The organism is Denitrificimonas caeni (assembly GCF_027498055.1).
In the GTDB taxonomy this organism is placed as follows: domain Bacteria; phylum Pseudomonadota; class Gammaproteobacteria; order Pseudomonadales; family Pseudomonadaceae; genus Denitrificimonas.
This window is the reverse complement of the sequence record NZ_CP114976.1, coordinates 910,862-934,020: the sequence shown is the minus strand read 5'-3', so window position 1 is coordinate 934,020 and position 23,159 is coordinate 910,862. Positions and strand designations below refer to the sequence as shown.

Here is a 23,159-nt window from a genome sequence, read left to right as displayed (position 1 = left end):
GTTCGCTGCAAATTGAATACGGGCAAGAAGGAAGGGATCAATGTCCATGGTGTGTCATCTCTGATGCAGTTGAAACTGGTTTAAGTGCTCTCCTCGCAGAGTCGGGGTCCAGTGCCAGCAGCGCCTCGTAATGGCTGACAAACACCTGCCCCCCAAACGTTGTCAGAAAATGGGAATGCCGCAGTTGATCCATTACCGGACCCTTGACCTCTGACAGGTGCAGCTGAATACCGGCATCATGAAGTCTTTCGCTGATGGCTTCCAAGCTCTCCAAGGCGCTGGCATCGATCAGGTTCACCGCCGGGCACATCAGCACGAGATGCTGGAGGCCAGGCCTCCGGCTTACCAGCTCGGCGATTTTGTCTTCCAGATAGCGGGCATTGGGGAAATACAGGCTTTCGTCCACCCGTACTGATAACACCGTCGGGCTCTCCACTACCTGAAAACGATCCACATTGCGAAAATGCTGGCTGCCGGGCAGCTGGCCCACGACAGCAATATGAGGCTCGCTGGTGCGTTTCAGAAACAGGAACAGGGAAAGCCCGACACCCATCAGGATGCCGGTTTCCACGCCCATCAGCAGCACACCTGCCATGGTCGCCGCCATAGCCAGGGCGTCCGGGCGGGAGTAGCGCCAGGTGCGACTCAAGGCGCGCAGATCAACCAGGCTGAGCACGGCCATGATAATGGTAGCTGCCAGTACAGCCTGGGGAAGGTTGTGAAAGAGTGGGGTAAACAACATGACGGTCACGGCAATGCCAATGGCAGTAAATGCCCCTGCCATGGGGGTGCGGGCACCGGCGTCGTAATTGACCACCGAGCGTGCAAAACCGCCGGTAACCGGAAAACCACCGTTAAGCGAGGCGGCTATATTGGCTGCGCCCAGGCCCACCAGTTCCTGATTGGGCTCGATTCTTTCCCGACGTTTGGCTGCCAGAGTCTGACCCACGGAGACGGATTCTACAAATCCCACCAGGCTGATCAGTACAGCCGCCGGGAGCAGTTGCAGCGCAAGTCCTGGATCTGTAGCCGGCAGGGTCAGCAGTGGCAGGCCACCGGGGACATTACCGACCACCGAAACACCGGCATCGGCCAGTCCGAATGCAGTGACCACCACTATCGACAGCAGCAGCGTTAATACTGGTCCGGTCCGGCTCAGGTGGCCGGCCAGGGGCTCACCAAGCCCGGCATGAAGAAGCCAGTTTTTCAGGTGAAAGCGGGCAAGGTACAGCAGCGAAAGGCTGCCGGCACCCACCAGCAGGGTAGGCCAATGCAATACTGGCAACCCGTTTAGCAAGGCCAGCAGCAGTTCGGCGGCATTGTGGCCGCCAGCCTCGATGCCCAGTATATGCCGCAGTTGGCCAATGGCGATCAGGATACCGGGCATAGATACAGTGGCTCCTGCAACTAATAAAATTGCAGGATTTTTTATGCTACCAAAACTTTCCGTGCAAAGCTGAATATTATTTGCGTTAATTATTTTCGCTGCTTTTTCTGTTTGTTTGTTCATATAAATGGTTTATTATCAATAAAATAGTAGATATTGCAAAGGGGTTTTTTCTCATTTTTTGTGGCAGTTTTTTCATTGATTTAGCAATATGCTGACTAAATATAAAACTGTAACTATTACAAATACTGTTCTAACTTTTCTAATTGCCAGCCTCTGCGCAAAAAATGTTATGAGCATAGAACAAACCACTATACCTAAAGTCAAAACCGTAAATCCTTTTATGATTTCTAAATCTTCATAAGCTAAAACACAAGAAAAAAGACCGACCATAAACAAGCAAAGGCCAAACGCAAGATTAAAGAAAATCCAAGCGTTCCATTGTGTTGCTTTCTTATCTACGTTGAGCAATGTGCTTTTCATTTTTTCAATAAGATTTTTATCTTCTGGATGAAGAAGTTGGGAGTACAATGTTCCCAATACGTGAGCTACGCCAATCAGCATCTGTAAGGAAGCTCCTATTTCCCAAAGTAATTTCGCTATCATAATTTTTGTCCTTTAATAAATAAAACACTTCCCTGATGTATACATGTTTTCTGCTACTAAATTCATTCGTGTTAGGTTTTTTTTCTATACGTCATAATGTTAGCATAGTTGTTTTGAATCAAATGTTTTTCCCTTTACTCATATGAAATTTTGCTCGTTGTTGTTTTTTAGGTGGCACATAACGCTCAGATTAGCGAATATATCAATTTTAATTATATGTAAATGCTTGATATACCGTTTTTTAAAATTCTAAAATATAAACCCAGATTGACTTTCTGTTTTATAGATTCATTAATTTTTGGAACGAAAAGTCGGGACTAAACATTTCCGTTTCGTTTATTGTCGATTCTGCCTGTGCTTCTCTTCCATAAACAAACATGTGTTGTTCATAATTTTGAATAGCCTCTTCCATACTATTAAACTTCCCGTCAATCAGATTATCAGACAATATCAAGGCATCTACTAAACCGCTGTTTACACCCTGCCCTGCAAACGGAGGCATTAGATGAGCAGCATCGCCAACCATCGTTATGGGTAATGGACGACTGCTTTTCCAAGGCTTGGCTAAGGGGAATATCCGCGTTGCTAACCCGACAAACGATGATGTCGAACGAATCAGTTCTTTGTAGCGTTCGTCCCAATCGGAAAATTCTTTCAAGAGAAAATCAACAATATTATTGCTGTCCTGAAAATCTACTTGTGTTTTATTTTTCCAGTCGTCAGGTGTTTTAAAACTTATTCCAAAATGCAAAGCACCATTATTATTCGGATTGGCAAACAGTAAATTGCCTCTGTGTGCCGCCATTAACCGGTTTCCGTTGCATAACTGAAAAAATCCGGGGCAATTTACTGCTGGTTGATGAATATCGGCCTGTATATTGAAAGTACCTGTTGCTTCAACTTCCGTGTCGGTAACATATTTTCTTACTTTAGACATTCCACCGTTGGCGATAATAACCAAATCTGCTGTTTCGTTCGGCTTATCCTCAAACGATAGTACCCACTTCTCCTTATCAGGTTCAAGGGCAACAAGTTTTCTATCCCAAATGACGGTATTGTTTTGTAAACTATTCAATAAGATTGTCCTTAAATCATTTCTGTTTATTTCTGGATTGTCGAACCGATTTTCGGGCTTTACATTTTTGGTGGTTAAAATATTGCCCTTTTCATCAGCAATATTTACACCCATTGGCAAAGCTAAGTCATAATACGTCTGCAGCAACCCTGCTTTTTTCATTGCTTCCTGTCCCGAATCCCTGTGCAGATCAAGTGTCCCGCCAAAGATCCTCGCATCCCGGTCTTTGTCTCTTTCGTAGACCGTAACGTCCACACCGTTCTGCTGTAACAATCTTGCCATCGTCAATCCAACGGGTCCGGCACCAATTATGGCAATTTTTTTATTGTTTAATAAATTCATTTTTTGTTCTTACTTATTCTCTATTTTCCATTAGTTTACAATCAACCTGCTGTTAATCCACCGTCTACAACTAATGTATGCCCTATAACAAAAGATGACTTTGAAGGGCATAAATAAACTACAGAATTTGCGACTTCTTCATTGTTTTTTTGTCTGTTTACAAAGGTAGTTTCGCAGGGCATGACAAAATTGTATAAAATCGTCAATCAGCTAATATCCGTCAATTTAATCACTTTGTTGTTTTCAAATTCAAACACGGATTTCCCTGATAACGTTAGCTCTTGCCCTTTTTTTAAGCCGTTCGGAAGGTCCATTGCTAAAATTGCCGTATAATCAATCTCAATTTCGGTGCTGTTGTCAAAATGCCTAAACGATTTAAACGTATAGGAAGAATAAACGCCCTTTTCACCCAAGTCCAACAGCTTTGGACCGCAGTTGACTCTTTCGACACCCCTGCGATGCAACCCAATCCGGCTGACGGGGAGCCACCAACGCTGAAAATTTACCCTCCTCTTTCCCACTAGCGGCTCCTTTTCCGACAACCAGCACGGCGGATCCCTGCCGCGGCGCTGTGAACGCAGCATTTTGATTGGTATCGTTGGCCTTCAGGCTCGTCAGTCAAACAGACCCAGGAGCAGCTCAGCCGGTGGCGCCCGGCTTTCGGGTAACGCCCTGGTCCCGCTGGTTTCGGCTTTGTGCTTCAGGTGATCAAGGATCTGCTTGATCACTATAGGGTCTTCAATGCAGGCGATGACTTTCATGGCGCCGCCGCAGCCGCTGCAGGTCTCGATGTCGATATTGAAAACACGCTTGAGCCGTTGCGCCCATGTCATCGACGCTCGCCGTTGTGCTGGTGTTGCCGGTTCATCAGCCACCCTGACCTTGTTGCCCCTGCCCCGTTTTGCCGGCGTGACCAACGCCCGGTGCCGACTGTTGGGTGCGAACACCCCGTGGAAGCGGGTTAGGTTGACTCTGGGCTTCGGTACCAGGGCGGCCAGCCTTGCAATGAAATCCAATGGTTCGAAAATGACGTGCGTGGTGCCGTCCCGGTACGGCGTCTTGAGCTGGTAGCGCACGTTGCCGCCTCGTGTTAACGACAGCCGCTTCTCGGATACCGCCGGGCGGCTGATGTACCGGCACAGCCGTTCGAGCTTCTTGCGTTCATCGGCCCTGGCCGCCACGCCGGCGTGCAGGCTGGACCCGGCTACCTTGCCAATCCCGTCACCGAACGGATCACCACTGGTCGGCAGAGTTTGCAAAGTGAACACCTTTCGCCCCGCCTGTGAACCGACAGCGATACGGTAAGTGATCGAGTGCCCCAGCAGGGGTGTCATCGGGTCGTCATCCACCGCATCCGAGGCCAGATAGCTGTTTTCGACATCCCGTTCCAGCAGGCCTTGCCGTTCCAGATAGCGACCCACCCGGTGGGCGATGGTGTGCGTCAGCTGGGTGAGCTCTGGGCTGGTCGGCGCCTTGACCCAGCGGAAACGCGCTGAGCCGTGGGATTGCTCGACATACACACCGTCGAGAAACAGCATGTGGAAGTGAACATTCAGATTGAGCGCCGATCCAAAACGCTGGATCAGGGTGACCGCGCCCGTCTTGGCCACTTGGTGGGTATGGCCCGCTTTCTTGACCAGGTGCGTGGCAATGACGCGGTAAACGATGCCCAGCACCCACCCCATGATCTCGGGCCGGCTGGCAAACAGGAAACGCAGCTGAAACGGGAAGCTCAACACCCACTGACGCATGGGTTGTTCAGGCAGTACTTCATCAACCAGCAAGGCGGCACTTTCGGCCATCCGCCGCGCCCCACAGCTCGGGCAGAAACCGCGACGCTTACAGCTGAAAGCGACCAGGTGCTCGGCGTGGCAAGACTCGCAGCGAACCCGTAGAAAGCCATGCTCCAGCCGCCCGCATTGGAGAAATTCTTCAAATTCCCGTTGCACATAGCCCGGCAATTCCTTTCCCTGCTCTGCCATAAGCGCAGCGAATGCCGGGTAATACTCGTCAACGATCTGATAGAGAAGGGTTTGCTCGGGTCGGTGGCTCTGGTAACGACCAGTATCCCGATCCCGGCTGGCCGTCCTGGCCGCCACATGAGGCATGTTCCGCGTCCTTGCAATACTGTGTTTACATACAGTCTATCGCTTAGCGGAAAGTTCTTTTACCCTCAGCCGAAATGCCTGCCGTTGCTAGACATTGCCAGCCAGTGCCCGTCACTCCCAATAATTGATGCTATTGGTGAGATCCTTTCCGATATAGATTTTTCCATTCGGATACGTGATCTTGTAGATAATCTTCATACTTTCAGTCATTTGCTCTTCAGGCATAACGCTTGAGTTAAGCCGCGCCGCGAAGCGGCGTCGGCTTGAACGAATTGTTAGACATTATTTGCCGACTACCTTGGTGATCTCGCCTTTCACGTAGTGAACAAATTCTTCCAACTGATCTGCGCGGGAGGCCAAGCGATCTTCTTCTTGTCCAAGATAAGCCTGTCTAGCTTCAAGTATGACGGGCTGATACTGGGCCGGCAGGCGCTCCATTGCCCAGTCGGCAGCGACATCCTTCGGCGCGATTTTGCCGGTTACTGCGCTGTACCAAATGCGGGACAACGTAAGCACTACATTTCGCTCATCGCCAGCCCAGTCGGGCGGCGAGTTCCATAGCGTTAAGGTTTCATTTAGCGCCTCAAATAGATCCTGTTCAGGAACCGGATCAAAGAGTTCCTCCGCCGCTGGACCTACCAAGGCAACGCTATGTTCTCTTGCTTTTGTCAGCAAGATAGCCAGATCAATGTCGATCGTGGCTGGCTCGAAGATACCTGCAAGAATGTCATTGCGCTGCCATTCTCCAAATTGCAGTTCGCGCTTAGCTGGATAACGCCACGGAATGATGTCGTCGTGCACAACAATGGTGACTTCTACAGCGCGGAGAATCTCGCTCTCTCCAGGGGAAGCCGAAGTTTCCAAAAGGTCGTTGATCAAAGCTCGCCGCGTTGTTTCATCAAGCCTTACGGTCACCGTAACCAGCAAATCAATATCACTGTGTGGCTTCAGGCCGCCATCCACTGCGGAGCCGTACAAATGTACGGCCAGCAACGTCGGTTCGAGATGGCGCTCGATGACGCCAACTACCTCTGATAGTTGAGTCGATACTTCGGCGATCACCGCTTCCCTCATGATGTTTAACGTTTGAAATAAGGGGCGCCGAGCGCCAGCGAGGGGAGCCAAAAGCTTGCTTTTGGCCGTCCCGACTTGATTGAAGGGTTGGGCGATTTTGCCATTAGATTTTTTATAAATTTAGTGTGTTTAGAATGGTGATCGCATTTTTCTTGGCTTTTATGCTTGATGTTAAATTCGACCCCAAGTTTCCTGTAAGTGCGGACACAAAAACATATTTATGTCCTGATTTGCTTATAATAAACCCTTCAAACCATCCGTTTTGTAAGGTTCTATTTGCTGTGAATCCTGCACCAGTTTTCCCATACAGTTTTGTACTATTCTCCAGATCTTGTAGATACATGTTCTCTATGGTGTTTTCTATGGCTGAGTTTTTAACTGGGAGATTGTGATTAATAATTTTACGCAGGAATTGAATTTGTTCTTCTGGTGAAATTTTTAAGCTACTTTCGAGCCATGCTTCTGTTAATCCGTTGTTTCTTTCTTTATCTCCAGAGAAGTCTTGATTTCCATAATCAAAATCTTTGAGATAATTCTTGATTTTATTTAATCCAATTTTTTGGGTTATTTCTTGCGAAACCCAAACAACAGAAAATTGCATCCACGTCTTTGGTGTATGATTGCTGTTCCAGATCTCCATTCCTTTGGGGGTTTTATCCCATTTGAATATGGTTTTCTGATCTATTATTTCCGCATCAAATGCCATAAGTGATAATGCGATCTTGAAAGTTGAATCTGGTGCCATTTGCGTTGCACACTTTGCTTTATTGAATTGAGCAATTTCAGCGTTTGTGGATACATCGTAAAGTAAAAAACAACCTTCAGTTCCTTCAAATAATGGAGATGCAACAGTAGAGATATCTGTTGATGCACTGGCGCTGCTGTAGATAATATTTGCAATTATTAAAAAAATAGCGAAGTTGATATGTATTGTGTTTTTCATAATAAGTATTGGTTTGGTAAAGGGCTTAATTTTAACGGCTAACAATTAATGAGGCTCCGGGTTCGCCCAACACCTGAGTTAAGCCGGAGCGCTTTGCGGCCGCGGCGTTGTGACAATTTACAGAACAACTCCGCGGCCGCGAAGCGATCTCGGCTTGAACGAATTGTTAGACCGCGCTTAGAAGAACTCATCCAAGATCCGGTAGTACTCAATCTTAGCTATGTTCGGATTTGGCTCTCCATACTCGATGAAGAACTGGTTAGTGAGTTCTGGTCCAAATACCGCGTCAATGTTTCTCGATGCAAGCGCCAGGTCTTGATACTTATCGGCAAGCCCGACCCGACCGCAGTCTATGAAGCCGACGAAGGCATTACCTTGGAAGATGAAGTTCTCGGGACAGGCGTCGCCATGTGTGACTACCAGCTGCTCCGCTCCAGGCATTTGTATAAAAAGTTGCTCGTAAACATCCCGCGCCAGCATGCCTTGCCTTGCGTGATCAAAGTCCTCCTCATCAACTAACCCGGCTTCCAAACGGCCCGAAGCCAGCTTCAGTCGCAGGTGGAGCCTTTCGTCGAATGGGCAATCGTCAGGCGAGATCGAATGGAGGTCGCGTAACGCTCGTGCCATCTCTGCAACAACAATAACTGGATCTGCATCTGCGGCGTCAGCGGCATTGTGGCCAATCAATGCTTTTGTCAACAGGATGGTGACAGTTGAAGTCGAGACATATGAGATCACTTCCGGTACGAGAGCTCGTGTTCTGAGCCATCTAGTGCGCTGATGCTCTTGAAGAATTTCTTGAGCAGAAGATCCGGAGGCGTACTTTAGATACGCGGTATTGCGATCAGGAAATAGAACTCGAATCACTCGAGCATCTGACTGACCATACTCAACTTCTTCAAAAGTGCATTCATCCAACAAGGGTGAAAGCAAATTCTTTAGTTCAGATACTTCGTCGAGGGCGACTGTCATAGCGGTCTAACACCTGAGTTAAGCCGCGCCGCGAAGCGGCGTCGGCTTGGACGAATTGTTAGGCCGCATATCGCGACCTGAAAGCGGCACGCAAGACCTCAACCTTTTCCGCCCCGAGTGAGGTGCATGCGAGCCTGTAGGACTCTATGTGCTTTGTAGGCCAGTCCACTGGTGGTACTTCATCGGCATAGTAAAAGTAATCCCAGATGATCGCCTCCCAGCTGTTACAACGGACTGGCCGCCCGGCGATGACGCCCTCAGCCGCCTCTGGGCACGAGCCCTGCGGAGCCTCCGCGATTTCATACGCTTCGTCTGCCCACCAAGCAGGTTCGCAGTCAAGTAACTCATCCCCGATCTCCGCTAAGAATCCATAGTCCAACTCCTCCATGACGCGCCCGCCGAGCATTTCAACTATTGCCTCGAGCTCGCCGCGCCTCTCGCCGGGAAACGTCAGATCAATATCATCGTGCTTGCGTGTTACACGCCCTAGCCGTGCATCGATCGCCCAGCCCCCACCGATCCAGAGCGGCAGATTTCGCTCATCTGCCGCAGCTAGAATTTTGTGTATCAATGTGACCTGCGTTGCTGCCACTTGTTAACCCTTTTGCCAGATTTGGTAACTATAATTTATGTTAGAGGCGAAGTCTTGGGTAAAAACTGGCCTAAAATTGCTGGGGATTTCAGGAAAGTAAACATCACCTTCCGGCTCGATGTCTATTGTAGATATATGTAGTGTATCTACTTGATCGATCAGGCTTTTGTATATCTCCCCACCACCTGAAACAATGACATGATCCGTTATTTTCTTTAGGTTGGTTAAAGCATCTTTAATTGATGGAAAGATCAATACGTTCTCATTGTCAGATGTAAAACTTGAACGTGTTACGACCGCATACTTTCGGTTGGGTAATGCTCCCATTGATTCAAAAGTCTTGCGTCCAACCAACAGCCATTGGTTATAGGTAATAGCTTTAAACAGGAGCTGTTCACCTTTGGCGCTCCATGGAATATCAGGGCCATTCCCGATAACTCCATTCTTCGATATAGCTACCATTAGTGATAGTTTCACAATTCTTCCTCAGAGGTTAACTTTGTTTTAGGGCGACTGCCCTGCTGCGTAACATCGTTGCTGCTCCATAACATCAAACATCGACCCACGGCGTAACGCGCTTGCTGCTTGGATGCCCGAGGCATAGACTGTACAAAAAAACAGTCATAACAAGCCATGAAAACCGCCACTGCGCCGTTACCACCGCTGCGTTCGGTCAAGGTTCTGGACCAGTTGCGTGAGCGCATACGCTACTTGCATTACAGTTTACGAACCGAACAGGCTTATGTCAACTGGGTTCGTGCCTTCATCCGTTTCCACGGTGTGCGTCACCCGGCAACCTTGGGCAGCAGCGAAGTCGAGGCATTTCTGTCCTGGCTGGCGAACGAGCGCAAGGTTTCGGTCTCCACGCATCGTCAGGCATTGGCGGCCTTGCTGTTCTTCTACGGCAAGGTGCTGTGCACGGATCTGCCCTGGCTTCAGGAGATCGGAAGACCTCGGCCGTCGCGGCGCTTGCCGGTGGTGCTGACCCCGGATGAAGTGGTTCGCATCCTCGGTTTTCTGGAAGGCGAGCATCGTTTGTTCGCCCAGCTTCTGTATGGAACGGGCATGCGGATCAGTGAGGGTTTGCAACTGCGGGTCAAGGATCTGGATTTCGATCACGGCACGATCATCGTGCGGGAGGGCAAGGGCTCCAAGGATCGGGCCTTGATGTTACCCGAGAGCTTGGCACCCAGCCTGCGCGAGCAGCTGTCGCGTGCACGGGCATGGTGGCTGAAGGACCAGGCCGAGGGCCGCAGCGGCGTTGCGCTTCCCGACGCCCTTGAGCGGAAGTATCCGCGCGCCGGGCATTCCTGGCCGTGGTTCTGGGTTTTTGCGCAGCACACGCATTCGACCGATCCACGGAGCGGTGTCGTGCGTCGCCATCACATGTATGACCAGACCTTTCAGCGCGCCTTCAAACGTGCCGTAGAAGGCACTGTTGCAAAGTTAGCGATGAGGCAGCCTTTTGTCTTATTCAAAGGCCTTACATTTCAAAAACTCTGCTTACCAGGCGCATTTCGCCCAGGGGATCACCATAATAAAATGCTGAGGCCTGGCCTTTGCGTAGTGCACGCATCACCTCAATACCTTTGATGGTGGCGTAAGCCGTCTTCATGGATTTAAATCCCAGCGTGGCGCCGATTATCCGTTTCAGTTTGCCATGATCGCATTCAATCACGTTGTTCCGGTACTTAATCTGTCGGTGTTCAACGTCAGACGGGCACCGGCCTTCGCGTTTGAGCAGAGCAAGCGCGCGACCATAGGCGGGCGCTTTATCCGTGTTGATGAATCGCGGGATCTGCCACTTCTTCACGTTGTTGAGGATTTTACCCAGAAACCGGTATGCAGCTTTGCTGTTACGACGGGAGGAGAGATAAAAATCGACAGTGCGGCCCCGGCTGTCGACGGCCCGGTACAGATACGCCCAGCGGCCATTGACCTTCACGTAGGTTTCATCCATGTGCCACGGGCAAAGATCGGAAGGGTTACGCCAGTACCAGCGCAGCCGTTTTTCCATTTCAGGCGCATAACGCTGAACCCAGCGGTAAATCGTGGAGTGATCGACATTCACTCCGCGTTCAGCCAGCATCTCCTGCAGCTCACGGTAACTGATGCCGTATTTGCAGTACCAGCGTACGGCCCACAGAATGATGTCACGCTGAAAATGCCGGCCTTTGAATGGGTTCATGTGCAGCTCCATCAGCAAAAGGGGATGATAAGTTTATCACCACCGACTATTTGCAACAGTGCCTCAGCAATCATATTTTTAAATTATATAACTCCCAACTGAGCTTTTGCTCCAACGATAAGGCTTTCATTTTGAGTTTCTAAGGCAAATAAACCATACATCAAAGGAGAGGCCGCTGCTCTTTCTAAAGTCTGTTCATATAGTTTATTCCAAACTTTACCCCCTAGTTTTTCATACTCGATGATTAGAGTTTTGAGGCTTTCTTCTCCAAACAAAGTTACATGCCCAGCAAAATCAATCGCTGGGTCATCTATATGGGCTGTTGACCAATCAATAACGCCTGAAACAGCTCCATCCTTTGAAGCTAGTACATGCCCAGCATATAAATCGCCATGTATAAATTGGGTGAAATCTGCCCATAGAACATCATTATCCAACCATTTTCTGTAGCGGGTTTCCAATTGCTCACTTATACCAATTTCAGATTTTACTAACTGCAAATTGTTTGCTATTTCAGGTCTTAAATCTGAAGGTTTCATAATTTTCAAATCATTTTCCCGAACTTCTTTTTCAGGAATACTATGGATTTCAAATAAGGTTTTTGCCAAAGATGTTATGTATTTCGGGCTATCTTTGTCCATATTCCAAATTATTTCATAGGTTTCAGCATCCAAATTTAAAACAGGATTATCTTTAAGTATGGGATAAGCCACTAATTCTGTAGATGAAATTCTCCAATCAGGAACCTCTACAGAAAGATGTTTTTTTACCAATTCTAAAATGCGTTTTTCTTTCTTGATTTGTTCCCTCATGCCATCACGACGAGGAATACGCAGCAACCATTGTTGCCCCTTTGTATCAAGAGCAAAAACGACCTTAAAATCAATGCCCATTTCATTGAAATTCATTTTGTCCGTAAGCAACAAGCCGTGTGCTTCAGCAAGTGATTGAATATCTTGAATTGTCATTTTTAATTTCCTTTAAAGAGTTCAATAATTAATGTTCGGATTAGATTGGCTATCATTAACAATCTCTCTCAAAAGTCTTGATGATTTTGTGGTCTTTGATCTCGTAGATAATGTCAGCAATATTATCGACCAATTGCTTGTCATGAGATACGAAGATAATAGTTCCTGCATAGGACTTCATCATTGTTTCTAATGCGGCAATACTTTTTAGGTCAAGATAGTTTCCTGGTTCATCCATAAGCAAAATATTATATTTTCCTAAAAGCATTTTGGATAAAAGCAGTTTGATGATTTCACCTCCCGATAAGTCGGATAAGTTTTTTTGAATATCATTCGCTCCGATCCCCATTGAAGCCAATACTGCACGAATTTCCGCAACTGTGTACTCGCACTCTTCCTGCATAAAGGAGAGCACAGATTTATGCGTGTTAAATTTATATCCTGTTTGTGTAAAGTAGCCAATTTCAGCTTTTGGAGATATGGTTAATCCATCAGCACGTTCTGATATCATTTTTAACAAGGACGTTTTCCCTGTTCCATTCGATCCAGTTATAGCGACTTTAGCGCCAAGCGGTATTATAAAGTTAGCGTCATCAAAGATAGTACGGCTACCAAATTTTAAGCTCAGACCATCTGCCGTAATCGGGAACTTATTGTGCAGTTCTAGGGCTGAACTTTGACGAAAACGAATAGAACGCAAATGCTCTGGTGCTTGAATATCTTCTAATGCAGCCAAACGCTTTTCCATACTCTTAGCTGCCTGATACAGTTTTCTTTGCTTGGTGCCAGTCATTTTTGCATGCCCAAGTCGTCCAGCACTTTCGGTAGAGTTTTTGGATTTTTCTCCTTTTTTCTTATTGTCTAATCGATTAGCTTGCTGGCGTTTTTCTTGCACAGCAGATTCTAATCGCTCCCGTTCCTTCATCATCAGCTCATATTCTACGGCTTGGTGTTGTCGCTCTTCTTCTTTTTGACGCAAGTAATCCGAGTAACCACCCCAATATTCCGTAATTTTACCGTCTTTTAACTCCCATATCTTGTCTACAACCATATCAAGAAAATATCGGTCATGACTGATAACAAGTAATGCTCCATCAAATGCTTTAAGTTGACCAATAAGTAGATCTATTCCATTGAGATCAAGGTGGCTGGTTGGTTCATCCGCTAGAATGCCATGTACTTGTTGGGAAAATGCGGCAGCAATTTTTGCACGAGTTTCCTCTCCGCCACTCATTGTGTCGTTTTGTACATTGGAAACACCAAGGCGAGATAACATTGCCCGGTCTTCGACCGTTTCTATTTCGATTCCGCCCAGTTGGCTGATATGTGCAAAATCACCAAAACGCTGTAATGTCGCTTCGGCTAAAACAATTTCGCCATTAAGTACTTTGAGTAAACTACTCTTTCCTGCTCCGTTATCACCCACAAGACCAATACGGTCATAAGAGTGAATTTCCAATTCATCAATATCCAAAACATCACGCCCAGCATAATCCAAGCGTATGTTTCTCGCTTTAATAATTAAACTCATTTTTATTTACTCCTGTTTAGCTCTTGAAATTTTTTATGCAGCAAACAGGATTTAGGTGAAAACAAAAGCTAGCATCACAGTGTCCTCCCAAAAAAAAAGCTATTCATCCACAGGGTGGACAAATAGCTAGTCAATTAAGTTATAACTGGAAACTATGCACTAAAAGCATACTTATAAATTAAGCATACTTTTACTTTATATATCCGCATATATTCTTAAAGACACAACAAAAGCCCACCATTATAAAATAGTGTCACTATGCAAATAGTTGTGTCTTAACGAATGCGGATAGAATGCATAAACTTACCTAAAAAATAAAATTCAGTTTTATGATAACTTTACTGTTAAAAGAAGTCTAGACAACCTTGTTTTATGCTTGGATATAAGGCTTATTTTAGGCACTGTTGCAAAGTTAGCGATGAGGCAGCCTTTTGTCTTATTCAAAGGCCTTACATTTCAAAAACTCTGCTTACCAGGCGCATTTCGCCCAGGGGATCACCATAATAAAATGCTGAGGCCTGGCCTTTGCGTAGTGCACGCATCACCTCAATACCTTTGATGGTGGCGTAAGCCGTCTTCATGGATTTAAATCCCAGCGTGGCGCCGATTATCCGTTTCAGTTTGCCATGATCGCATTCAATCACGTTGTTCCGGTACTTAATCTGTCGGTGTTCAACGTCAGACGGGCACCGGCCTTCGCGTTTGAGCAGAGCAAGCGCGCGACCATAGGCGGGCGCTTTATCCGTGTTGATGAATCGCGGGATCTGCCACTTCTTCACGTTGTTGAGGATTTTACCCAGAAACCGGTATGCAGCTTTGCTGTTACGACGGGAGGAGAGATAAAAATCGACAGTGCGGCCCCGGCTGTCGACGGCCCGGTACAGATACGCCCAGCGGCCATTGACCTTCACGTAGGTTTCATCCATGTGCCACGGGCAAAGATCGGAAGGGTTACGCCAGTACCAGCGCAGCCGTTTTTCCATTTCAGGCGCATAACGCTGAACCCAGCGGTAAATCGTGGAGTGATCGACATTCACTCCGCGTTCAGCCAGCATCTCCTGCAGCTCACGGTAACTGATGCCGTATTTGCAGTACCAGCGTACGGCCCACAGAATGATGTCACGCTGAAAATGCCGGCCTTTGAATGGGTTCATGTGCAGCTCCATCAGCAAAAGGGGATGATAAGTTTATCACCACCGACTATTTGCAACAGTGCCCCAATCTCGACTATGCTCAATACTCGTGTGCACCAAAGCGAGGTGAGCATGGCGACGGAGGCTCTGTTGCAAAGATTGGCGGCAGTCAGAGGTAGGCTGTCGCTCTGCGCCGATCAGGCGGCTGCTGCGAAATGGTGGTTGAGCATGCCCATGGCCTCCGTCAGCGCCGAGGGCCCAATGCCAAAAGCTCTCTCCACAAGGCGCACCTCGCCCCTGATGCCGGGCTGCAGGCACCAGGGGCGAGCCTGTCCTTTGCGCAGGGCTCGCATGACTTCGAATCCCTTGATCGTGGCATAGGCCGTGGGGATCGATTTGAAACCGCGCACCGGCTTGATCAGTATCTTGAGCTTTCCGTGATCGGCCTCGATCACGTTATTGAGATACTTCACCTGCCGGTGGGCCGTCTCCCGGTCCAGCTTTCCTTCGCGCTTCAATTCGGTGATCGCTGCACCATAGCTCGGCGCTTTGTCGGTATTGAGCGTGGCAGGCTTTTCCCAGTGCTTCAGGCCTCGCAGGGCCTTGCCCAGGAACCGCTTCGCTGCCTTGGCGCTGCGGGTCGGCGACAGGTAGAAATCGATCGTGTCGCCCCGCTTGTCGACTGCCCGGTACAGGTAGGTCCACTTGCCCCGCACCTTGACGTAGGTTTCATCCAGGCGCCAGCTCGGATCAAAGCCACGCCGCCAGAACCAGCGCAGCCGCTTCTCCATCTCCGGGGCGTAGCACTGGACCCAGCGATAGATCGTCGTATGGTCGACCGAAATGCCGCGTTCCGCCAGCATTTCCTCAAGGTCGCGATAGCTGATCGGATAGCGACAATACCAGCGCACCGCCCACAGGATCACATCACCCTGGAAATGGCGCCACTTGAAATCCGTCATCGTTCCGTCCGTCCAATCTCCGCCAAGCATGCTCAAGCTTCACGATTTTTGCAACAGAGCCCGGTATGAACCGCCGCCTCATAGTGCAGTTTGATCCTGACGAGCCCAGCATGTCTGCGCCCACCTTCGCGGAACCTGACCAGGGTCCGCTAGCGGGCGGCCGGAAGGTGAATGCTAGGCATGATCTAACCCTCGGTCTCTGGCGTCGCGACTGCGAAATTTCGCGAGGGTTTCCGAGAAGGTGATTGCGCTTCGCAGATCTCCAGGCGCGTGGGTGCGGACGTAGTCAGCGCCATTGCCGATCGCGTGAAGTTCCGCCGCAAGGCTCGCTGGACCCAGATCCTTTACAGGAAGGCCAACGGTGGCGCCCAAGAAGGATTTCCGCGACACCGAGACCAATAGCGGAAGCCCCAACGCCGACTTCAGCTTTTGAAGGTTCGACAGCACGTGCAGCGATGTTTCCGGTGCGGGGCTCAAGAAAAATCCCATCCCCGGATCGAGGATGAGCCGGTCGGCAGCGACCCCGCTCCGTCGCAAGGCGGAAACCCGCGCCTCGAAGAACCGCACAATCTCGTCGAGCGCGTCTTCGGGTCGAAGGTGACCGGTGCGGGTGGCGATGCCATCCCGCTGCGCTGAGTGCATAACCACCAGCCTGCAGTCCGCCTCAGCAATATCGGGATAGAGCGCAGGGTCAGGAAATCCTTGGATATCGTTCAGGTAGCCCACGCCGCGCTTGAGCGCATAGCGCTGGGTTTCCGGTTGGAAGCTGTCGATTGAAACACGGTGCATCTGATCGGACAGGGCGTCTAAGAGCGGCGCAATACGTCTGATCTCATCGGCCGGCGATACAGGCCTCGCGTCCGGATGGCTGGCGGCCGGTCCGACATCCACGACGTCTGATCCGACTCGCAGCATTTCGATCGCCGCGGTGACAGCGCCGGCGGGGTCTAGCCGCCGGCTCTCATCGAAGAAGGAGTCCTCGGTGAGATTCAGAATGCCGAACACCGTCACCATGGCGTCGGCCTCCGCAGCGACTTCCACGATGGGGATCGGGCGAGCAAAAAGGCAGCAATTATGAGCCCCATACCTACAAAGCCCCACGCATCAAGCTTTTGCCCATGAAGCAACCAGGCAATGGCTGTAATTATGACGACGCCGAGTCCCGACCAGACTGCATAAGCAACACCGACAGGGATGGATTTCAGAACCAGAGAAAGAAAATAAAATGCGATGCCATAACCGATTATGACAACGGCGGAAGGGGCAAGCTTAGTAAAGCCCTCGCTAGATTTTAATGCGGATGTTGCGATTACTTCGCCAACTATTGCGATAACAAGAAAAAGCCAGCCTTTCATGATATATCTCCCAATTTGTGTAGGGCTTATTATGCACGCTTAAAAATAATAAAAGCAGACTTGACCTGATAGTTTGGCTGTGAGCAATTATGTGCTTAGTGCATCTAATCGGGATAGGGAGACGCCTCACGACGTCTCTCCTCCCACACCACCGGACATACGGGTCACGTACCACGGCGGTTCAAATCTCTTTAAATTTCATCTTGCCGTCAGTTCTGGCAGCCCCAAGTTCTTAAAGTATCTGTTTGGTAGCGCTCGGTAAAGGGCAGGACTTGCGCTTAATCGCCACGGGCCATGAGCCGACTTAGCAGTATTCCATGCCAGCCATCGATCAACACCCAAGCGCCTAAGCATCCGATAGCCTTTGCGCCCCCATTGCTTCCAAATATAACTACGCAATCGTCGTCGAATCCATTTATCCACATCACGCAGAGGGCTCAGCACTTCAGCTATGTCGAAGTACGCTTTCCAACCAAGCAGGGACTTTCTTAGCTCTGCGATAATGTGTTTGAGTGAATGGCCTCTTGTTCGACGGCTCAGCAATTTAACCGTAGCTTTGAGCTTCAGTAGCGATTTATCTGCCACCTTGATTCTCTGGTCTCGTTGACTGAACGTAAAGCCAAGAAAGGTTCGTTTCCATGGCCGATCTACTGCACTCTTTTGGGTATTCACTTTGAGCCGTAGCGAGTCGCCAATATAGCGCTGCAGACTTTTCATCACGCGCTCACCCGCTTCTCGACTTTTAACAAACACAACAAAATCATCAGCATAGCGAGCGAAACGGTGCTCCCGACGTTCTAGCTCCCAGTCCAACTGGTTCAACACAATGTTCGAGAGTACCGGTGACAACGGCCCACCCTGTGGCACGCCTTCGGTACTGGTTTGTGTTACGCCATTTATCTGGATTCCCGCTTTTAGATAGCGGTTGATCAGCCTAAGCAATTGTCGGTCTTGGTGTTTTGCTTTGAGCTGTTCCATAAGCAAGTCATGGTTTACACCATCAAAGAAAGCTTCCAAGTCACAATCAACAGTCCAGCTATAGCCCTGCCGTACTGTGTTTTGTGCGTAGCGCATGGCTTGGTGTGCATTTCTATTGGGTCGAAAACCATAACTCTGATCATGGAAATCAGCATCCCACTCTTCTTGCAACACCTGAGCAATGGCCTGCTGTATAAATCGATCCAATACAGTCGGGATGCCCAGCTTGCGCTTGCGACCATCTGGCTTTGGAATTTCAACACGTCTAACCGGCTTGGGCTTGTAGTGCCCGTCGATGAGTTGTTGCCGAATCTGCGGCCAGTGTTGCTTAAGATGATCAAGGAGGTCATCAACATTCATGCCGTCGATGCCCGGAGCACCTTTATTGCGGCGAACTTGTTTCAACGCGCGCAGTAGATTATTCCTATCTACTACACGGCCAATCAATGATGAACAAAAGGTGGATTTTGGTTCAACTGGGTTTCCCATTTCTGATTCACCCTCTGCACTTTCCAGAGGCAGTGATAACTGCTTAACAGGTGCCATTCAGAAACACTTCCCCAGCGAGTACTTTCCGTGATTTGTTCAGGCCTTCAGCTGCAAGAGTGCAGCCTACTATGCCTTCTGCTGATTTCTGCAATGCGGTCACAATCGATTGCTCCATTGTCAGTTGATCCTTCAACACACTGCAGACCTCCCGGGGTAAGACACTTAACTTTCCTCGCGTAGACGCTCAATTTATAAAACATATTCCAGATGCAGATGGAGGGCTTAGCAGTCACGTGCCCGCTGGCCCCGAATATGTCACACCTCATATTGAGTTCTTGTTCATCGCCCCGCGATTTCGCGTTGGACTTCCTTCAGACCCTGCCTCGCGACAACGCCCTTGTCCTTTCGCTAACCTTCGGCTCTGCGAATACCTGGCACGAGGACTTGCACCTCGCTAGTTAAGTGCCATGCCCGGCACACACGCCAAATTAAGGGGCTGGCGGTACGCCAGTCCTAGTGAGCAAAGCGAACGTTCTTGAATGCCTTGTTAGGCAGTTATAGAAAGAACATCGTGAAATTTTTCTCTGCCTTATTTATTAACTCTTCTGCCCTATCGCACCGCCCATTAGCTTCACTCACGAACAGCTCGTCATCCTCTATAAGCCTGAGAAAGCGCGGCTTATGATGAGCTAGTGCAGATTGTTCCATTTCATATACCTCATCTGTCAGCGACCAAACTTGTCGCTGACAGCCCTCCAAATAAGCTAAATCTGACTTTAGCTGCTGTTCTTCTGCCACCAAAGCTCTTTTAATATCTTCTGCCCCATAGATTATCCGATCTAGCAGTTCCTTGAGGCGATTCTCCAGTCGATCGAAATATTTTCTAGCCTTGTCAATTCTAACGAGAAACTCAGCTTTATCGCGCGAAAAGGCCAGGCTGGATTCAGCCTCTTTCACACGTACGGAATAACGATAAGCGCGATAGCTGATCCATGCGGATAGCAACGATACAGCCAGTGCAAGTACTGAAATGAAGTCAGATGTATCCATATCTGCCTAACGCTTCACATCACCGGCAGCAAAAAGCATAGCGAGGAACGAGCGCCGCTTTTTGCTGTCCGAGTGCATGTGTTTGTTAGCTCTTTTGCTTTGTGTCGATAATTTCAATATTGACCCCGGCTAAGACCCTCTTTAACTCTTCTATAATCAAATCGACACGTTTTTCTATAAATTGATCCAGCGCATCAGGTGGCATATTCTCCTGCCTTGACCATTCCAAAAGCTCACTTGGCAAAAAGTGATTATTGATAACGTTCTCGAACTCAGAGTTTGAATCATATTCTTGAATGTAATTGAGCGGATTCTTATCACTAATTTCTAAGTTAGTTATTTGTGTGAGATACGCGATATTCATTAGACTGTTATGATTCAGCTCATTTGAACCGGGATTCTGTGAAATATAGTTTGTTGGAAATATATGGTGCAAATTTGGCTTGTCAGTAGAAAAGAAGAAATTATCAACAATCACATTTCTGTCGGTGTACTTCCAGTCTTTTGGTTGTTTGCTGACATACAAAGAAAGTATTGCTCTGGACAATCTACCTTTTGAACTATACGACGAATTTCTTAAGGTATCTCTGTCAATCAAAAACCTTGGAAACTCACTTTTACCACTTTGCTTTTGTGCATTAAGAAACTCAATATGTAAATTGACGTCGCTGGTATTGCTCAGAAGGTCATCATTGTGAAAGCTATGAAACCAGAAGTATTTTTTAAGTAACCCATAATCCGGGCTTGAGTTCTTGAAAAAATAGGAGGCAATTGTTAGATAGAAATATCTGTACGGGATAAGCTGAGGGCCCTTAATGTTTAATGTGTTTTCAAAGAAATCAAAAGTTTTATTTATTGCTTTCTTTGCTGGCTCCCAAATTTCCTCAATTTGCTCATTTTTTATATCATTGAGGTAACGTGGCGTGATATTCCATATTCCCGATTTTTCAATGTTTTCACGGATCAAAATAGCAATGATTTGCAAATAATCAAAATCGCTGATCTGCATAAAATTGCTATTATTCAACTTGCGGAAATTATCAATGTATTCCCTCAAGTAGAATCCGGCTTTGTTTTCAGATTTGGGCCTAAATGTTTTTGCTACAACAATATCAAATATATCAAGTGGCTTACCTGCCTGGTTTATTCGCTCAAAAATCTGGCAAACTTCCGCTACTTGAATCCCTTTTAACTCGATAAATGAAAGCCTGTAGTTATCAAGAACTTGCTTGAGCCTTCTTAGTTGTTCACGTATTGGGTGGTCGTAGTCTTTGTAATCGCCAAACTCACTTTCCACCAAAGAACGTTCTACGGATCCAAAATTGTTTTTAATGTCGATGAGTTTTACGATGATGCCAGCGTTGAATTTCTTTTGCCTTCCAGTGTTTCTTAAGAAAACCCCGTTTTTATCATCTATCTCCTCCCAGTATAAAAATCTCTTTTTGTAACTTTCATCGTCTGTTTCCGTTTCACCTTCAATCGACAGATCAATGTATATTGATGGATCAAATCCATCTTTTCCTTCAATTGCCCCCCCATACAAAGATGTCAGCAGCGAAGTTGTACGCTGCTGTCCATCTAAAATATATTGGTATTCACTTCGGTTGAATGTCCCTTCTGATATGATATGGCCACCAATCTTTCTATGGTTTTGAAGTTTTATATCGGTTTTCCACACCAAGATACTTCCGAGTGGGTAAAACTTGTAAATGCTATCCCATAATTTCTTTACATTTTCCTTTTCCCACACGACATCCCTCTGAAATGTTGGGATTTGGTAATCAAGGTTTTCCAACTCATCCAAATAAGTTGTGATGCCTTTGTCTGTGGGGCGAATCCTATCTGTGAAGTTCATTCGTACTCCGTATGTGTTTTTTGAGAGCTAACGCCCGCAACAGCGAGCAACTTGTAGCGCTAGCGGAAAGTTGTCCGCTGCTTGCGATTGTTAAATGTGACCACTACTCCCACCCAAGCTGTTTGTACGTTAGCTTATCGTGTTCTGGGTAGTCGGTTTTGTACTCCCCCCAGCCCATATATTCGTAGTATTTTGTCATTGCCTCAAAGTACGACGAAGCTTCGCATGTCCAAACAAGCTCAGCGCCAGGCTCTAGCAAGCTTCGAGCACTATCACCATGGGGCCCTGCGAGACAAAACGTCTGGGACTGCTCTCCTTCGATCCATAGTTCGTGCTTCATAGCTCTCCCTGCATTTAACGCCGCCAACACGCGCAGCTTTGTAGTGTAGGCGAAGCCGCAACGGAAAAGCTGTCTCTGTGCTTGGCCTTGTTAAACGATTTGGCCATAGTAACTAATGCCAGCTTGATTTAATAGTTTTCTTCGAGGCTCACCGACGCCTTCTGATAATTGCCTGATATATACACTTAATGCTTTTACTTGAACATCGTCATTGTACCCAGGCCAAAAGAATGGCACATTCTGATTGCTTAGACTTTCAATAAAGGTTATGTGCGTCATTGCCAAGAAGATACGTGAAAAGTTTGCAGGATTATTAAAGTCATTTTTGAGCATATGCACTATGACATGCCTATTTAACCCAACAATTCCATCCTTGCTGTTTTTATATAAGACGCTTGAAAAGAACAGCCTAAATGCATTTATCACATCAGATTGAGGGCATATGTGAGTTAAAAAATCAATTTCCACAGCAGTATTATATGATTTACCAGGATACCAAATATATTCTTGAGTTCTTCGCCTCCCCCAATTAAGGCATAACTCCGTTAAACCCCTTTCAAATTCTTTAGAGCTGACATTTTGAGCACTCATTCCCAATACCGAATTTTGAATATTTCTTAATCCGGCTTCAAATACTGGAATAAGTGACATGATGGCCACATGATCCATTCCCATGTAGTACGCTTCGATAGCTTCAAAAATTATTGTTTTATATTCTTTGAAGCTATTACTTACGGTAAAGTAACGCTGAAAATAAGTTAATGCCACCTCTATAGAGAAGTTTCTGTGTAGCCATTGATCTGAGGCGTTTAGCGGAGTGTTCGACTGGTTTATCTCATGAATTTCTTTGGAAATTGTCCCTTCACCTATATAAAGAGGAACAGGTATAGCTAGGCCAAGCATTCTTTGTTGGAGCCCAGTGACTCGACCCCATTTTTTGTTGTAATACTCTATGGTTCTCTCAGTTACAAAGCAGATACCCTCATTGGTAGTTATCTCAAATCCAGGCTTCCCCAAGTTCTTAGGCACGACTTGAACCGTACATTTTTCATGCTTGAGAAACATCGAGTGAATCAGGTCTTCTGTTACTTTTGGTAAGCGACAAATTCTTTTCAACGTTTTTTCATAAATCATGGCTGGCCGTACTTACCGTTTAACGCCCGCATTTGCGGCTGGTTTGGAGCGCAGCGGAAAACCAGTCCGGCAACATG

General features: G+C 47.5%; 21 protein-coding genes and 2 pseudogenes. 1 reads left to right on the top strand and 22 read right to left on the bottom strand.

The window, feature by feature from the left end:
- Positions 1 to 37 precede the first annotated feature (37 nt).
- From O6P33_RS04470 to dfrA1, 11 genes and pseudogenes are all read right to left on the bottom strand, one after another.
- The gene (locus O6P33_RS04470; protein ID WP_269819036.1) at positions 38 to 1,510 is read right to left on the bottom strand and encodes a SulP family inorganic anion transporter; all 1,473 of its coding nucleotides are present in this window, start codon (positions 1,508 to 1,510) and stop codon (positions 38 to 40) included.
- Between the two features lie 72 nt (positions 1,511 to 1,582).
- Complete coding sequence (locus O6P33_RS04465) at positions 1,583 to 1,993, bottom strand: LIC_13387 family protein (protein ID WP_187008662.1); 411 nt, start codon at positions 1,991 to 1,993, stop codon at positions 1,583 to 1,585.
- A 280-nt stretch (positions 1,994 to 2,273) separates the two neighbouring features.
- Positions 2,274 to 3,410 carry a tetracycline-inactivating monooxygenase Tet(X) gene (tet(X), locus tag O6P33_RS04460; protein WP_269819035.1) on the bottom strand — a complete coding sequence of 379 codons (1,137 nt, stop codon included), beginning with the start codon at positions 3,408 to 3,410 and terminating at the stop codon, positions 2,274 to 2,276.
- 41 nt (positions 3,411 to 3,451) lie between these two features.
- A complete protein-coding gene (locus tag O6P33_RS04455) occupies positions 3,452 to 3,592 on the bottom strand; it encodes an SDR family oxidoreductase (RefSeq protein WP_269819460.1) in 141 nt (46 codons plus the stop codon).
- Between the two features lie 24 nt (positions 3,593 to 3,616).
- Positions 3,617 to 3,994 carry a hypothetical protein gene (locus tag O6P33_RS04450; RefSeq protein ID WP_269819034.1) on the bottom strand — a complete coding sequence of 126 codons (378 nt, stop codon included), beginning with the start codon at positions 3,992 to 3,994 and terminating at the stop codon, positions 3,617 to 3,619.
- Between the two features lie 30 nt (positions 3,995 to 4,024).
- A complete protein-coding gene (locus O6P33_RS04445) occupies positions 4,025 to 5,518 on the bottom strand; it encodes an IS91-like element ISVsa3 family transposase (RefSeq protein WP_001120888.1) in 1,494 nt (497 codons plus the stop codon).
- 235 nt (positions 5,519 to 5,753) lie between these two features.
- Positions 5,754 to 6,592: pseudogene (gene aadA1, locus O6P33_RS04440) on the bottom strand (ANT(3'')-Ia family aminoglycoside nucleotidyltransferase AadA1).
- Positions 6,593 to 6,704: 112 nt separating this feature from the next.
- Positions 6,705 to 7,535, bottom strand: a complete 831-nt coding sequence (locus tag O6P33_RS04435) for an OXA-1 family oxacillin-hydrolyzing class D beta-lactamase OXA-4 (RefSeq protein WP_032491311.1) — start codon at positions 7,533 to 7,535, stop codon at positions 6,705 to 6,707.
- A 177-nt stretch (positions 7,536 to 7,712) separates the two neighbouring features.
- Complete coding sequence (aph(3')-XV, locus tag O6P33_RS04430) at positions 7,713 to 8,507, bottom strand: aminoglycoside O-phosphotransferase APH(3')-XV (RefSeq protein WP_019407932.1); 795 nt, start codon at positions 8,505 to 8,507, stop codon at positions 7,713 to 7,715.
- Positions 8,508 to 8,565: 58 nt separating this feature from the next.
- Positions 8,566 to 9,099, bottom strand: coding sequence for an aminoglycoside nucleotidyltransferase ANT(2'')-Ia (gene aadB, locus O6P33_RS04425; RefSeq protein ID WP_069723273.1), 534 nt, complete (start codon positions 9,097 to 9,099; stop codon positions 8,566 to 8,568).
- Between the two features lie 3 nt (positions 9,100 to 9,102).
- A complete protein-coding gene (gene dfrA1 / locus O6P33_RS04420; RefSeq protein WP_000777554.1) occupies positions 9,103 to 9,576 on the bottom strand; it encodes a trimethoprim-resistant dihydrofolate reductase DfrA1 in 474 nt (157 codons plus the stop codon).
- A 156-nt stretch (positions 9,577 to 9,732) separates the two neighbouring features.
- On the opposite strand from dfrA1, the pseudogene intI1 reads away from it, so the two are divergent.
- A pseudogene (gene intI1, locus O6P33_RS04415) lies at positions 9,733 to 10,530 on the top strand (class 1 integron integrase IntI1); the annotation flags it as partial.
- Between the two features lie 52 nt (positions 10,531 to 10,582).
- Here the strand turns inward: intI1 and O6P33_RS04410 are convergent.
- From O6P33_RS04410 to O6P33_RS04360, 11 genes are all read right to left on the bottom strand, one after another.
- Positions 10,583 to 11,287, bottom strand: coding sequence for an IS6-like element IS26 family transposase (locus tag O6P33_RS04410; protein WP_001067855.1), 705 nt, complete (start codon positions 11,285 to 11,287; stop codon positions 10,583 to 10,585).
- An 83-nt stretch (positions 11,288 to 11,370) separates the two neighbouring features.
- Positions 11,371 to 12,255, bottom strand: coding sequence for an Mph(E) family macrolide 2'-phosphotransferase (locus tag O6P33_RS04405; protein WP_000155092.1), 885 nt, complete (start codon positions 12,253 to 12,255; stop codon positions 11,371 to 11,373).
- Positions 12,256 to 12,310: 55 nt separating this feature from the next.
- Entirely contained in the window at positions 12,311 to 13,786 is a 1,476-nt protein-coding gene (gene msr(E), locus O6P33_RS04400; RefSeq protein WP_000052512.1) for an ABC-F type ribosomal protection protein Msr(E), read from the bottom strand.
- A gap of 449 nt (positions 13,787 to 14,235) precedes the next feature.
- Positions 14,236 to 14,940 (bottom strand): IS6-like element IS26 family transposase, encoded by a 705-nt coding sequence (locus O6P33_RS04395; protein ID WP_001067855.1) that lies wholly within the window; start codon positions 14,938 to 14,940, stop codon positions 14,236 to 14,238.
- Positions 14,941 to 15,116: 176 nt separating this feature from the next.
- Entirely contained in the window at positions 15,117 to 15,881 is a 765-nt protein-coding gene (locus O6P33_RS04390; RefSeq protein WP_001389365.1) for an IS6-like element IS6100 family transposase, read from the bottom strand.
- Between the two features lie 174 nt (positions 15,882 to 16,055).
- A complete protein-coding gene (gene sul1 / locus O6P33_RS04385; RefSeq protein ID WP_000259031.1) occupies positions 16,056 to 16,895 on the bottom strand; it encodes a sulfonamide-resistant dihydropteroate synthase Sul1 in 840 nt (279 codons plus the stop codon).
- A complete protein-coding gene (locus tag O6P33_RS04380; RefSeq protein WP_000679427.1) occupies positions 16,889 to 17,236 on the bottom strand; it encodes a quaternary ammonium compound efflux SMR transporter QacE delta 1 in 348 nt (115 codons plus the stop codon). Before O6P33_RS04380 ends, sul1 begins: the two co-directional genes overlap by 7 nt.
- A gap of 198 nt (positions 17,237 to 17,434) precedes the next feature.
- A complete protein-coding gene (ltrA, locus tag O6P33_RS04375; RefSeq protein WP_269819025.1) occupies positions 17,435 to 18,760 on the bottom strand; it encodes a group II intron reverse transcriptase/maturase in 1,326 nt (441 codons plus the stop codon).
- Between the two features lie 498 nt (positions 18,761 to 19,258).
- Positions 19,259 to 19,753, bottom strand: a complete 495-nt coding sequence (locus tag O6P33_RS04370) for a hypothetical protein (protein ID WP_269819024.1) — start codon at positions 19,751 to 19,753, stop codon at positions 19,259 to 19,261.
- Positions 19,754 to 19,838: 85 nt separating this feature from the next.
- The gene (locus O6P33_RS04365) at positions 19,839 to 21,608 is read right to left on the bottom strand and encodes a GmrSD restriction endonuclease domain-containing protein (RefSeq protein WP_269819023.1); all 1,770 of its coding nucleotides are present in this window, start codon (positions 21,606 to 21,608) and stop codon (positions 19,839 to 19,841) included.
- A gap of 430 nt (positions 21,609 to 22,038) precedes the next feature.
- On the bottom strand, positions 22,039 to 23,082 hold the full coding sequence (locus tag O6P33_RS04360) for a hypothetical protein (protein ID WP_269819022.1): 1,044 nt from the start codon (positions 23,080 to 23,082) through the stop codon (positions 22,039 to 22,041).
- Positions 23,083 to 23,159 lie beyond the last annotated feature (77 nt).